Source organism: Enterobacter cloacae subsp. cloacae ATCC 13047 (assembly GCF_000025565.1).
Taxonomy (GTDB): Bacteria; Pseudomonadota; Gammaproteobacteria; order Enterobacterales; family Enterobacteriaceae; genus Enterobacter; species Enterobacter cloacae.
Genome location: NC_014121.1, coordinates 62,077 through 75,509, shown reverse-complemented (window position 1 = coordinate 75,509; position 13,433 = coordinate 62,077). Strand labels below are relative to the sequence as shown.

The 13,433-nt window shown below is 54.5% G+C and carries 11 protein-coding genes; 4 read left to right on the top strand and 7 right to left on the bottom strand.

Annotated features, from left to right (window positions below; genetic code table 11):
- Nucleotides 1-2: 2 nt before the first annotated feature.
- The 7 genes from ECL_RS00365 to ECL_RS00335 all read right to left on the bottom strand — a co-directional run bounded on the left by ECL_RS00365 (nt 3) and on the right by ECL_RS00335 (nt 8,146).
- Nucleotides 3-1,601, bottom strand: coding sequence for a hypothetical protein (locus ECL_RS00365; protein ID WP_044159053.1), 1,599 nt, complete (start codon nt 1,599-1,601; stop codon nt 3-5).
- Entirely contained in the window at nt 1,579-4,173 is a 2,595-nt protein-coding gene (locus ECL_RS00360; RefSeq protein ID WP_013094843.1) for a CS1-pili formation C-terminal domain-containing protein, read from the bottom strand. Before ECL_RS00360 ends, ECL_RS00365 begins: the two co-directional genes overlap by 23 nt.
- Nucleotides 4,174-4,179: 6 nt before the next feature.
- A complete protein-coding gene (locus ECL_RS00355; protein WP_013094842.1) occupies nt 4,180-4,857 on the bottom strand; it encodes an EcpB family pilus assembly chaperone in 678 nt (225 codons plus the stop codon).
- A 45-nt stretch (nt 4,858-4,902) separates the two neighbouring features.
- On the bottom strand, nt 4,903-5,526 hold the full coding sequence (locus tag ECL_RS00350) for a common pilus major fimbrillin subunit EcpA (protein ID WP_013094841.1): 624 nt from the start codon (nt 5,524-5,526) through the stop codon (nt 4,903-4,905).
- A 229-nt stretch (nt 5,527-5,755) separates the two neighbouring features.
- Nucleotides 5,756-6,241, bottom strand: coding sequence for a hypothetical protein (locus ECL_RS00345; RefSeq protein WP_013094840.1), 486 nt, complete (start codon nt 6,239-6,241; stop codon nt 5,756-5,758).
- Between the two features lie 4 nt (nt 6,242-6,245).
- Entirely contained in the window at nt 6,246-7,046 is an 801-nt protein-coding gene (locus ECL_RS00340; protein ID WP_013094839.1) for a winged helix-turn-helix domain-containing protein, read from the bottom strand.
- A 131-nt stretch (nt 7,047-7,177) separates the two neighbouring features.
- Nucleotides 7,178-8,146, bottom strand: coding sequence for an IS5-like element IS903B family transposase (locus ECL_RS00335; protein WP_013087110.1), 969 nt, complete (start codon nt 8,144-8,146; stop codon nt 7,178-7,180).
- 340 nt (nt 8,147-8,486) lie between these two features.
- On the opposite strand from ECL_RS00335, the gene ECL_RS00330 reads away from it, so the two are divergent.
- From ECL_RS00330 to ECL_RS00315, 4 genes are read left to right on the top strand one after another with little or no spacing between them, the layout of a single operon-like run.
- A complete protein-coding gene (locus tag ECL_RS00330; protein WP_013094838.1) occupies nt 8,487-9,071 on the top strand; it encodes a fimbrial protein in 585 nt (194 codons plus the stop codon).
- Between the two features lie 52 nt (nt 9,072-9,123).
- The gene (locus ECL_RS00325) at nt 9,124-9,816 is read left to right on the top strand and encodes a fimbrial biogenesis chaperone (RefSeq protein WP_013094837.1); all 693 of its coding nucleotides are present in this window, start codon (nt 9,124-9,126) and stop codon (nt 9,814-9,816) included.
- A gap of 15 nt (nt 9,817-9,831) precedes the next feature.
- Nucleotides 9,832-12,327: a fimbria/pilus outer membrane usher protein gene (locus ECL_RS00320; RefSeq protein ID WP_013094836.1), complete on the top strand. Its 2,496-nt coding sequence runs from the start codon at nt 9,832-9,834 to the stop codon at nt 12,325-12,327.
- Nucleotides 12,328-12,339: 12 nt separating this feature from the next.
- Complete coding sequence (locus ECL_RS00315; protein WP_013094835.1) at nt 12,340-13,404, top strand: fimbrial protein; 1,065 nt, start codon at nt 12,340-12,342, stop codon at nt 13,402-13,404.
- The last annotated feature ends 29 nt before the right edge of the window (nt 13,405-13,433 follow it).

The window sequence follows — 13,433 nt, the reverse complement described above, 5'->3', positions numbered from 1 at the left end:
GTTTAATTCCAGGATGCACTGACATCAATTCGACCCTGAGCCGTCACTTCACCAAACCACGTATTACCGTCATAGGTGGTTTTCGATACCGGGTTGTTCATCACAAACTGCAATACCAGCGGGGTTTTCCACAGCCACATGTCCGTCACGCCTGAGCTTATCTTGTCCCACTCTTCCGCATGGGTGGCGGGTGCGGGAATGGACAGCGCCTCGCCTTTGCAGTTATGCGCCTTCAGCGTTTGGCTTTTGCCCAGCAGCACGTTACCGGGGACAGGCACCGTGAAGCCGTTACCGCTAAAGGCACAGTAGTCCACGCCGTTCAGACTCTGCGTCGGCCCGGTGACCTTCACCGTGACCGCAATCGCGGCATCTTTTTGCGCGCCGCTGTAGGTAATGGTGTAGGGGATCTCTATCGGCCCCTCGCCAATCGTGCCTTTCCCGGAACCGCCCAGGCCGTTAGGGTCGAGCGTGTAATCCGGGTTATCCGGCACGATCGCAAGGCCTGGCTGGATAGGGTCAATCACCAGCCCGCCCCCCGGCTGGAAGCAGAAATCCGCCGCTAGCGAGCTGTTACCCGGCGTCAGGCACAGGCTGACGATATTGCCTATATTGTTGCCATCCCCCGCCTGCGCCACGCTCAAAATCAGCGCCTTCGGGAGGAAGATTTTCAGGTACGCCTTGCCGCCGTTTTTTTGCGGCGCCGCGAGGAAGGTATTCGCCAGCACGCGAGTGTCGCTCAGGATGCCGCCGGAGATGCTGTACCAGTTGCTCTCATCGAAGGTGATTTCCGCCGCCAGCCCTGTCCCCCCGTTCATGTGCGATTGCAGCACGCCGTTCACGCGGGACGAGGTCAGCGCCAGCCCCGGGTTGTAGCCGGTGATATCTTCCCCGACAAAGGTGTATTCCAGCAGTTCGCAAAGCACACCCGACACCGTATTGCGGGTGTATTTAGTACACGTCGCCCCGGTTGAACCATCCACAATGGTCACCTCGCCGCTGATCGGGTCAATGCCCAGATCCAGCGCCCGCGAGTTGGTCATGGTCAATGTGCCGACCTTATGCAGCGTGTTGGTGGTGATGACCTTGCCGATAGAGGAGATCTGTGGCGTGGAAGTAATCGTCACCTCGTTGCCAGGTGCAGCATTGAGCAGATAATCAAAGAACGGATCCCCCAGCACCCAGCGGCCATAAGCGGTGCCCGGCTCAATGACCGGCGGTTTCACCACCATGGACGTGTCGGTATAGCTGGTCGTCGCGGTATAGCCCGTGGTACCACAGCTTGACGAACACGCGGTGCCCTTAAAGAACGGCGAGGCGCTGGAGCCAGTGACGCTGAAGTTGATGGTCAGCGGGCTGCCTGCCGGGCCGTTAAAACTGTTGTCCGGAATATAGGTGGCAATCCCGTTGTTGGTTTTGGCACTCAGGGTGGGCCACTCCCGCGAGCCGTGTAAAAACGCGGTGGAGGTGCTGTTCAGACTGAACAGCGCCGCCGTGTTGCCCGTCCCGTTGTTGTCCGGGTTGTTGATCGCGAAATAGGGCATCTGCTGCGCCTGCGCCGCCGCGCTTATCAGCAGCAGATTAAGAGCGAATATCTTTTTCATCGTCACGTTCCCGTGTTCCTTTTGCTTCCTGCCAGACAAAATCGCCTTTATCGCAGGAGATGTCCCCAAGCCACAGCGCGCCACGGTTGGACGCAATATCCAGACGCACCTCGCAGACGCTGTCGTCCGGCGTGGCAATGCTGAGCACCGGATTGTTCTTGTCCACGTCAATCACGAAGCGACCGTCGTTTTCGGTGCGGGTCAGACCCACGTGGTTTTTGATTTGCGTGGCGCTCACCGGATTACCGTTGGCATCAACAAGGCGGCCAAACAGGGTGACGATTTTTTTCACCTGCGGCTTCATCACCACCGTGTTCCCCGGGTAAACCGTGATATGACGACGGGCATTTGCGCCAATGTCATAGCTTTCGGTGCCGGTTTCACTGTTCATGACCTCCAGGTCATAGGCCTGATAGGCCGGTAACGACAGCCAGGTTTTATCGCCCTTGATGCGCTCCGTGCGGCCGTTGAGCTTCAGCGTGAGCGACTCGTCGGACTTAAGCCCGGTACTGACGATCACCCCTGCGCTGTGGGTGCCTTTACCGGCTGCAACCGCCTCTTTCGACCAGCCCACGCTGCCGTCGCTGGTCAGCGTGGAGTTCCAGCCTTTGCTGGTGCCGCTCTGCACGCTCAGAATGTTGCTGTTCCACGGCGTGTCGAAGCTCACGCTGCCCCCGCCGCTCACGGTGCGATCCTGGTTGCTGCTGAAGGCACGTGAAACGTTGGCGGTAACCGACTTCAGGTAATCCCCTTCGAACTGGCGGCTGGCGCTGACGTTAAGCGCCGTGCCGGTATCGCGGTTATGGGAAACGCCCACCGAGACGGTGTTACCCAGCGGGATCGAGAAATCGAGCATCACGTAGCGGTCTTTCTCTTCGTAATAGCCTTCGTATTTATTGCGCGACATCCCCACCCGCAGGCGCGCCGTACCATAACGACCGGCATACAGCCCCTGGGAGTAGTCAACCTGATAGCGTTTATAGCGGTATACGTCGTCTTCCTGTCGCATCAGGCTCAGGTTGCCGGCGGACGGCAGGCCAAACGACGGCAGGCTGAACGATGCCCCCCACGTGTTGCCTTTGTTTTCATAGATATCAAGGAACTTGCCGCTGGAGAGCTGCTCATGCGAGTACCAGACCGAACCGATATTCCACGGCAGGCTGACGTTAGCCCCGTAGTTGGCGCGGTACGTTCCGTCAGAGGCGGCCATCGTCTGGGTATTCACCGAGAAGTACCCGGTCAGGTTCAGGGAGGCCCACAGTTCACTGACCACGTGTTCGCGCATCATATAGCCGGAGGCGTTCCAGTCGACCATCCCGCTGCGCTTGCTGAAGGAGGCGCCGACCAGCGACATGGTGTCTTTATGTTTGGTGTCGTAATCGTAGTAGTAGCTGTTGTCCTGCTCGTTTTTCCGTTTGGCGTACTTCTTATAGTTGACGACGGATTTGTCGCGGCTATAAATCCCGCCCCACGTCTGCCAGCGCAGCGATTCCGACACGTTGTTAGTGAAAGGTTTGTTCACGGTGTACATGCTCCGTGACACGGTGCGGCTGCCGCTGACCACCTCGACTTCCACGCTGTAAATCCCGTAGGGCAGCGCGCTGGTGTCGATTTCGTGGTTACCCACGTCAAAGCGCTGAATACCAATAAGCTGGCCGTCACGACGAATGCGGGCTTCTCCGGCGGTCGGGAAATAGACCACGATCGGCGTCAGGGAGAGGGTATTGTCCCGCTTACGCGAATTGGCCTGGTTCCCCACGGAGACGCCGTACACCTCTCCGCCGGAGATCCCGCTGACGCTGGCGAGAGACTGCATCGCCCAGCCGTTCAACATCCCGGCGGCGTAGCGCATGCCCTGATAGTCACGTTCCCACATCACCGCGTTCATCTGGGTGTCGCTGCTGTTCTCGTTAACGTAGCCCGAGCCATCGACCAGCAGGTGATCGACCCCCATCGAGACCCAGCTTTTGGCGTTGAGATAGCCGGATGACCAGCTGTCGCCGTAGCCGCTCTCGGTGTGATACGCCCCCAGGTTATAGGAGAGCGTGCCGCTCAGATCGTCTGATTCAGGGGCATCGATATCCACCTCACGCGGACGAATATTGACCCCGTAGTCACGTTGGGAGAGGTTCAGCAGCAGGCGCATTTTTTTCTGATCCAGCTCGAACGCCGACCCGGCGCTCACCGGAATACGCATATGGTCGTCAAACTGCTTGCCGTTGATGCTTTGCAGCAGCGTCCGCATCTCTTTTGACAGGCGAATACCGTTGTCTGACTCCTGGACCTGGACATCGCGCAGCCCGAGCTGTCGGTCTTCTGCGTAGATCGTTACGTCGCCAATACGGACATACTCGCTCACGTCACCGGTGCTGCCCGCCTGTTGCGCTGCACCCGGGCGGGTATTGACCAGATAAACGGGGATTTTGATCCCCTGCTCCAGCAGGGCATAGAGCGAGTCGGGAAAACGGTAATTAGCGATAACCACGGAGCTGGAGGCCGCATGCGCATACGCGGGCAAGAGGCCGGATGTGCACGCCATCATCACCGGCAACACTAATTTATTTTTCACCATGCATCCTTACTTAACAGGAATGAACTGTTTCAGGTCCCAAATTCCGAGATGAAAATGGCTGTCCGTTACGTTGATATCGTCGATCGCGCGGGAGGTGCCCGGCATCAGGTAAAAGTTTTTGACGCACGGCGTGGTCGGTGATTCCGGGTTGGGTTTCAGGCAAGTTCCGCTCGCGTTCACGCGAAACGCGGTATTGCCCTTATTGGTGATCTTCCCGGCCACGTAGACGAAATCGACGTTCTTCTTCCGGGGCTGGACCACCAGAATGGTGCTCACCACGGCGCGGGTCATCCCTTTGCCATTCTTTTTCGTGCCGTTGTCGAGATCTTCGCTGACCCCTTCATCAATGAAGGTAATGCGGTAATAGCGCTCCCGATCGTCGGCCTTACCGTGATAGTAAAATTTGACGATATTGCTGGTTCCGGCGGGCATGACCATGCGCGTGGGCGTCAGCAGCAGCTCGTCGGTTTGCTCTGGATTAATCACCACGCCTTCATCCATCGGGCTGCTGATACGCTGGGCGCTGATGGAAATAATGCGCACGCTGTCCGCTTCGTTTTTTAATTCCTTGGCGGTGGAATCCGCATCGGCAGGAATAATGGTGGTGACTTTGCCAACATTAATCGCCAGCGCGGAGGAGGAAATAAATAATAAAGAGAAGAAGATGGGTTTGAGGCTAAACATGATATTTCCCTAAACAGGGGCTTACGCCCCTGTAACTGTCAGCTCTTAGCCCCAGGTTGCGCGGAACGCAACGGAGACAGTACCTTCCCACAGGCTGTTGGTCAGGTCTTTGAACTCTTTCGCCGCACCGGTGCTGTCCTGTGCAGAATCGACGTAGAACACAAACTTGTCCTGGCCGGTCACTTCGGTGTTTGCCGTCGCGCCTGCGCTGGTGGTCAGGTTCCACAGGCCAGAAGAGACGCCGGTGTTGTTTGAAGAGTCAACCAGGGTAGTCCATGCCGTTGACTTCGTACCCACTGTGCCACCGATGGAGCCCAGATCGGTCCCGCCAAAGCGCGCGCCCACTTTCAGTTTGGTTGCTTCGCCGCCAACGCTGAACAGGGTGTTGTCAGAGTCATCAACGATAGCTTCCAGTTTGAAGCTGGTTGCAGAAGAGTGATCGCCACGAATAGCCACATCAAACAGACCGGTGTCGGTGTTAAAGGCTTTCGTGTTTGCGCTATAAACGAAGTTCAGTGCGCGTGTTGGGGTGACAACCAGATCGGAATCGCTGTCTTTCGTTGCAGAAGCTTGCCAGGTTGCAGAAGCGGTAGTTTCCGCTGCATGAGCAACGCTCAGGGCAGAAAGAGACAGCAGTGAGCCCAGAACGATAGCGTTCAGTTTATTCATTTATTTAGTCCTTCAAAAAAGAATCCAGATGTTTAAAAAAGGGGAGCCCCTTTTTCGGGGCGAAGTATAGTCACCCGAAAAATAACGAGGCAATACAGAAAATTTCATTCCCTTTAAAGCAAAAGATGAAAAATATCCGCCTGCTTTTGCATCTTGTTGTTACATAATGAATAAAATTGAGACTTTTTGATGAATAGATAAACATCTATTCTGGTCATTCTGCAGAATATCAGGATGTGGGTACAGCCACGCACATCATTATTGGTAATACCAGCCCTTTAATTAGCCAGGCATGACCTTTAACCCGGGTAACATAAAAGAAGTCGATACTGTCCATTAGCAGCTCATTGACAATTCCATCCGGGGCAATGTCATCATCAGATTTCTGCAGTTTTTTTCCTTTAATATAGTAAATATCACTGCCAGCAACTTTCTCAACGTTAAGGACATAGTTTCGGTCAATCAAATAACGTTTGTCGCCGCGGGTGAATACCCCTTTATGGATCACCGTGACAATATCGCTGCCATTAAAAAGAAACAGCGTGGTTAACGACAGGGCGGTCGACTCTCCCGTGGAATAGTTTTTCCTGGAAACCGTATCAGACTGGCAGCCAAATCCCACTTCCTGAGTTCTTTTCGGGTAAAGCACGGCAATGACGATAACGGAAAGCAGCAGTACCACGCCCAATAATATACCCATCTGTCTCTTCGACATGATCTTAACTCCCTGTCAGGCTTCTGTAAGAGATGCAATTTTTATAGCTATCGGCGCCATCCTGCAGATAACAGACGGCCAAAAAATCATTTTCCAGCTGTGATTTTTTAAATTTTGAATAATAGGCATCGGCGGCCTGATGTTCGCAGTCGATATGTTGACGGGCGATCGCGTCTTTAGCGCGGTTAAGATAGACCTGCTGAGGCTGATACATGTTCTTATCGATAAGATAAACCGTACAGCGGTCAATTTTGCCCAGCCGATAGATATCGGACTCCTTCGGTCGATCGGCAACGCGCATATTTTGGTAGAACAGCAGCGCGGCAATACCCATTATTGCCACCAGCGCCATCACGAACAGGGTGGTAAAGCCGCTGTCCCGACGACGCAAACCTTCAGGCGGGTCTCGCTGCTGCGTCACAATATCGACGGTTTCCGCCACCATTTTTTCCGGAGCGGCCACGGGCGGCCTGACGGTGTGATGTTCAATATGCGCGGCCAGACTAAAACCTTTTCCACGAATGGTCTTAATCAGTAGCGGGTCACGTCCTAAACTCCGAAAAGCTTTTCTAATTTCACTTATGGCAACATTAAGACTGACCGAGGAGCCGGAAAAACCCCGGTCTTCCCAGACTTTCTTAATCAGGTCGTCCCTGTCGAGGGTTTTACCATTATTAATGATGAGTTCATATAACAAACGTGCCGCCTGATTTGATAACTTAATGGAAGATTCCTCTTCTCCATTTATCATGATCACACCGGAGTCCACTTCATAAAGCATTGCGAGATCAATAAGATACTTCATATGATTGTTACACCACTGTTATAAATGACTGTATTTCCCTCGCAATAATAGGTCTAAAGAGGGTGTGGTCAAGTCGGCTTTGTTGAATAAATCAGATTTCGGGTAAGTCTCCCCCGTAGCGGGTTGTGTTTTCAGGCAATACGCACGCTTTCAGGTATACCTGCTTTCGTCATTTTGTTCAGCGCTCGTACCAGGGCCATAGCCTCCGCAACCTGACCATCGTAGTCACGCAGCGTCAGTGAACCCCCGAACAGCTGTTTTACCCGGTACATCGCCGTTTCCGCTATCGAGCGACGGTTGTAATCTGTTGTCCATTTCCACCGCGCATTACTCCCGGTCATTCGCTGATTAGCCACTGCACGGTTACGGTCTGCATATTCACCGGGCCAGTAACCCGCACCTTTTCGGGGAGGGATAAGCGCGCTGATTTTCTTACGCCGCAGTTCATCGTGACATAGCCGGGTATCGTAAGCGCCATCGGCGGCGGCTGACCTGATTTTCCGGTGGGTTTGCCGGATTAACCCGGGGAAGGCCTCTGAGTCCGTAACGTTGTTCAGCGACAGGTCAGCGCAGATGATTTCATGTGTTTTACTGTCAACGGCGAGATGCAGCTTACGCCAGATACGGCGGCGTTCCTGGCCATGCTTTTTGACTTTCCACTCGCCTTCACCGAAGACCTTCAGCCCGGTGGAATCAATTACCAGGTGTGCGATTTCACCCCGGGTGGGCGTTTTGAAACTGACATTAACCGACTTTGCCCGCCTGCTGACACAGCTGTAATCCGGGCAGCGTAGCGGAACGTTCATCAGAGAAAAAATGGAATCAATAAAGCCCTGCGCAGCCCGCAGGGTCAGCCTGAATACGCGTTTAATGACCAGCACAGTAGTGATGGCAAGGTCAGAATAGCGCTGAGGTCTGCCTCGTGAAGAAGGTGTTGCTGACTCATACCAGGCCTGAATAGCTTCATCATCCAGCCAGAAAGTTATGGAGCCACGGTTGATGAGGGCTTTATTGTAGGTGGGCCAGTTGGTGATTTTGAACTTTTGCTTTGCCACGGAACGGTCTGCGTTGTCGGGAAGATACGTGATCTGATCCTTCAACTCAGCAAAAGTTCGATTTATTCAACAAAGCCGGTCAAGTCATCAAATATTATTTGAGCACGCCGCATAGAAAACTTCATAAATTAACAATTATTAATTCATTAATTAAGACCTTCGAATGAAGGCATTTAGGTTATGATCCTTAAAAGAACGTTATAGCAAGATTATAATCTCATTATTTTAATATTAACGGAATAATGTTTTGTTATGTATCTTTTTGATGCAACATAATATCGTCAAGGCTCGTACTCTGGTCGCGATGCGCGTAAGCCTGTCACAGTGTGTTGCGCAGCCGGGAAACATTCTTTCTTAGATAAAACAAAATATTATGGAGTTTATCATGTTCAAAACGATCATGACCGTATCTGTGCTTGGCGCAGCCATTGCCTCTACTCACGCCATTGCCGCAGATAACTCAGCGGGTGGCGTAATTAACTTTACCGGTGCTATTACCGATACCACCTGTACGATTAATGGCGGGAAAAGCGCGGATATGACCGTCGCCCTCTCCCCCATTTCGGTTAAGGATGCCGGAACAACGGTTGGCCTGATTACAAAAAATAAAAAATCCATTTCGTTAACCTTCTCTGGCTGTACGCCAGCAGCAGGTACGACCGGTACGCCGCTGAAAGTGTATTTCTCCAGCGCCGATAATATTTCTACCGACGGTAAATACCTGCTGAATAACAGCGTTAATGAAAACGACGCCAGCGTGGCGCGTAATGTCGGTTTCGCCTTAGTTGAACCAGGTAAATCTACGCCGGTTACGCTGAACCAGGCTTATACCACCAGCATTATGGGTACCTCAGCGGCGCCAGATTCAGAAACGCTGACGCTGGACGTTTATTACTATAAAACCAACGCCGCTGCTGCAACGGTCGGTGCGTTGAGCTCTAACGTGACCTACACCATTTCCTACCTGTAATTTCAGTTAATCAGGCTTCGTCCCGGCGAAGCCTGTATTTAAGGTTACCAATATGCGTAAGATTATTATGCTGGCATCTCTGCTGCTCAGCGCGGGCAACGCATGGGCCAATATTGTGATTAATGGCACGCGTGTTCTTTATCCTGAGAATAACAAAGAGGTCATTGTTCAGTTAATCAATACGGGTGATGCCCCTGCGCTGGTGCAATCCTGGATTGATGACGGCGATATTAACTCCACCCCGGAAACGGCAAACGTTCCTTTTTTGTTATCGCCACCGGTGGTGAAGGTCAGCGAACATAATGGTCAGCAATTGCGGATAAAAAAGTTGCCTGCGAATTTACCGGGCGATCGCGAATCGGTCTTTTTCCTGAACGTACTCGACATTCCGCCAAAGCCGGAAAATATACAAAACCAGAATACCGTTCAGCTGGCGATTAAATCACGCATCAAAATGTTTTATCGCCCGGCCTCGTTAACCGGCACGCTGGATAACGCAACGGGGAAACTGACGCTGATTGCCAGCGGTAAACAGTTCCGCATCGTTAATGACAGCCCTTTCCATATTACGGTTGCCAATATTTCCGAGGGCAAAACCAAATTACTGCAGGAATCACCGATGGTCGCGCCATTTGGTCAACTCACCGTCGCAACAAAAAACGCGGTGAAACGCGGCCAAACCTACCAGCTGATGTATGTGGATGATTTGGGTGCGTATAAAACCCGCACGCTCACCAGCCAGTGATCGGAAAGACTCACCATGAAAATGAAACAAAACAGGCTCTGCATGCTGGCTGTCTGCTCGCTTCTGCTTTCGCATAAATCAGGTGCGGTAACGTTTGATACCTCCCTGCTTGCTGGCGCATCCGGTGAGTCCGATCTGTCACGCTTTAACGAAAACAACGCCATGCCAGCCGGTCCCCAGGAGATGGATATTTACGTCAACGGAGACTGGAAGGGGCGCTATACGGTGACCTACGGCGAGCAACAGGATGACGTTCGCCTTGCCTGGAAAGACGCGCTTATGCTGGGGATCAACACCAAAGCGATTCCGGCCCCCGCCATTACTGACGGCCAGGTGCAGCTGCACGATCTGGTTCAGGGCGGCGAGGTAAAAACGGACACCAGCACGCTGAGTCTGGCACTCACCGTGCCACAGGCGGCCGTCTTACGTACCGAAGAGGGCTATGTTGCCCCTCAGTTCTGGGACGAAGGGATCCCGGCGCTGATGCTCTCCTGGAACACCACCTGGTACAACACGCGAACAAAAGGTTCCGCCAAAGAGACCAATGATGATTTTTACGCCGGGCTGGATTCCGGTGCCAACCTGCTGGGCTGGCAGTTTCGCGACAGCAGTACCTGGCGCAAATCCGCCAGCGGTGACAGCAGCTGGCAGAATAACACCCGCTACCTGCGCCGCCCGCTGGCGGCGCTGAAATCCAACCTGACGCTGGGCGACTTTTATATTCCCGGCGATCTGTTTGATTCCCTTCGTGTGCGCGGCGTGTCGCTGGCGTCCGATATGAAAATGCGCCCTAACTCGCAGCAGGGCTTTTCACCGGTGGTACATGGCGTGGCGCGCACTAACGCCCTGGTGAAGGTAATGCAGAACGGTAACGTCATCTATCAGGAGAACGTTCCGCCGGGCCAGTTCACCCTCGACAGCATTCAGCCGACCGGTTCAGCGGGCGACCTGCTGGTGGTCGTGCGCGAAGCGGACGGTTCCCAGCAATCATTCACGGTGCCTTTCTCTGCCGTGCCCGGCATGCTCAAAGAGGGTGTGAGCGAGTACAGCGTGGTGGCGGGAAAGGTTCATCAAAACACCCTTGAGGCGGACCCGGCGTTCCTGCAGGCCACGCTGCGCTATGGCTTTAATAACCTGATGACCGGCTATACGGGCACGATCGTGAGCGATAATTATCAGGCGGGGCTTATCGGCACCGGCTGGAATTTGCCCTTTGGCGCGGTATCCGTGGATGTCACCCACGCCAAAACCACGCTGCAGGACAGAACCGACAGCGGCCAAAGCTTTCGCGTGTCGTACAGTAAATTTATCGATACCACAGCCACCAACTTCACGCTGGCGGCCTACCGCTACTCCACGAAAGGGTATTACAGCTTTAGCGACGCGCTTTACTCCCGGGAAGGGTATCAACGCCTGAAAGCACAGTATGACGAGTATGAAGATCGCTTCGGGGTCGCCCCGGAGATGACGATGAGCACCTGGGATGCCCTGCGCGCCGCACAGCCTAAAAACACCTTCACGCTTAACCTGAACCAGCGTCTGCCCGACAACTGGGGCACGGTGTTTGTCTCTGGTACACAGCGCGACTACTGGAATTCCCGCCAAACCTCGCGCGAATATCAGGCCGGCTACTCCAACGCCATCGGCCGGGCCAGCTATACCGTCTCCGCCAGCCGGGTGCGCAACAGCGAGCGTGAAGAAGAGACGCGTTTTTACCTCTCCCTCAGCCTGCCGTTCTCGCTGTTTGATAACAACGCGTGGGTCACCTCCAGCCTGACGGCCAGCGACTCGCATTATGAACAGAGCAATATCAGCATGAGCGGCAACGCGCTGGCGTCGAACCGCCTGAGCTATACGCTCTCCGGCAGCAATGCGCGGGGCGGGAACAACACCGCCAGCGTGAACACCGCATACCGGGCAAACTTCGCGACGCTTGGTGGCTCCTACAGTGAATCCTCCGACTACCGCCAGATGGGGCTGAACGGGCGCGGCAGCCTGGTGGCCGTGCCGTGGCATCTGCTTGCCTCCAACGAAACCGGCTCCACCATGACCATTGTTGATGCGCCGCAGGCGGAAGGGCTGATGGTTAACGGCGACGAAAGTATCGTGACCAACCGTGATGGCGTGGCGCTGGTGCCTTACGCCACGCCGTACCGTAAAAATGCCATCACCCTGTCCGAAACGGCGAACAGCCGCGGGGCAGAAGTGCTGGGCAACATCGCTAACGTCGCCCCTTACGATGGCGCGGTGAACTATATCCGCTTCGATACCGACCAGCGCCAGTCCTGGATGCTGCGCGCCACCCGCCCGGACGGGGCACCGTTGCCGTTTGGTACCGAAGTGCTGAACGAGCGCGGCGAGTCGGTGGGTTATGTCGGCCAGGCCAGCGTGCTCTACATTCGCGCGGAACAACCACCACGTGAGCTTAGCGTTCATTTGCGTGGCGGAAATTGCACTATTGCCGCACCGGCGTGGGGACTGGAAAGCCCGTCCTCTGTTTGCCATTACTAACGGAACATCAACATGATACGGTTACTGACCTTTCTGTTTCTCGCCTGCGTCAGCGGGGCAAGCTATGCCACCTGTTCCGGGGGCAGTATTTCCTATGGCCCGCCGATCAGCGTCGATCTGTCGGATAAGCTGACGCCCGCCACGCCGACCTGGACCGGGAGCTTCAGCACCCAGTACAGCGGCTCGTTTAACTGCTCAACCGGCAACAGCGAGTTTTCTTACACGCCGATCCTCTCGACCGACAGTAAGTACGCCACCATTCTGGGCTTCAGCAATGACAAATACAGGGTGCGGGCGGAGATCACCAGCACGCATCCCAACAAGACGCTGAGCGCGAGCGGTAACCATACGGCTTCAGAACTGAATACGCCGTTTACCGTGCGCTTTACGCTGGTTGATCAGAGTGGCACGACCCTCTCGGGGGACACGGCGACCATGAGCGATGTCTTGTTCGTCAGCGATATGAGCGGCATGTCGTTCTGGGAGATCATTACCTGGCCGATCAATCAGCTGGTGAAAATCGTGCAGTGGCTGTTTAACGGCTTTAAGTGGCCATACGATAACCGGGATATGTTTGGCCAGCCGATGACCATCAAATATGCGCCGAAGCTGACCACCTGCTCTTTCGACAACGCGGGGCTGACGGTTCATTTACCTACGTTGGGTATCCCACAGTTGAGTGCCTCTGCCCAGCCAGGGCTGACGCCCTTTACGCTCAATATGAGCTGTCAGAATCTGGGGACAAACGGGACGTCTGACCGGGCGATTGAGATGTTCCTCTCCAGCACGCAACTGCTGTCGACCGACAGTTCCGTACTGGTTGATACCAGCAGCGGTGCCGCACAGGGCGTGGGGCTGCGGCTGATTCAGCGGAATAACCCGCAACAGCCGGTCATCTTCTCGACCTCTACCACCAGCCGCGGAAATGCCACGCTGCTGTTCAACGTGGCGGCGGGCGGGGCACTGAGCAAGACGTTCACCCTGCCCATGGCGGCGTCCTATTATGTCTGGGCACCGGCGAAGGTCAGTCAGGGCAAACTCAATACGACGGCGACGCTGAATATCATCTACCCCTGATGCGCTTATGCCGGGACGCTGTCGTTCCG

Bases quoted from the DNA above. Each gene is read 5' to 3' on its own strand.
- ECL_RS00325 (WP_013094837.1), top strand. From the start codon at position 9,124: ATGCGTAAGATTATTATGCTGGCATCTCTGCTGCTCAGCGCGGGCAAC.
- ECL_RS00330 (WP_013094838.1), top strand. From the start codon at position 8,487: ATGTTCAAAACGATCATGACCGTATCTGTGCTTGGCGCAGCCATTGCC.
- ECL_RS00360 (WP_013094843.1), bottom strand. From the start codon at position 4,173: ATGGTGAAAAATAAATTAGTGTTGCCGGTGATGATGGCGTGCACATCC.
- ECL_RS00345 (WP_013094840.1), bottom strand. From the start codon at position 6,241: ATGTCGAAGAGACAGATGGGTATATTATTGGGCGTGGTACTGCTGCTT.
- ECL_RS00355 (WP_013094842.1), bottom strand. From the start codon at position 4,857: ATGTTTAGCCTCAAACCCATCTTCTTCTCTTTATTATTTATTTCCTCC.
- ECL_RS00365 (WP_044159053.1), bottom strand. From the start codon at position 1,601: ATGAAAAAGATATTCGCTCTTAATCTGCTGCTGATAAGCGCGGCGGCG.
- ECL_RS00340 (WP_013094839.1), bottom strand. From the start codon at position 7,046: ATGAAGTATCTTATTGATCTCGCAATGCTTTATGAAGTGGACTCCGGT.
- ECL_RS00315 (WP_013094835.1), top strand. From the start codon at position 12,340: ATGATACGGTTACTGACCTTTCTGTTTCTCGCCTGCGTCAGCGGGGCA.
- ECL_RS00320 (WP_013094836.1), top strand. From the start codon at position 9,832: ATGAAAATGAAACAAAACAGGCTCTGCATGCTGGCTGTCTGCTCGCTT.
- ECL_RS00350 (WP_013094841.1), bottom strand. From the start codon at position 5,526: ATGAATAAACTGAACGCTATCGTTCTGGGCTCACTGCTGTCTCTTTCT.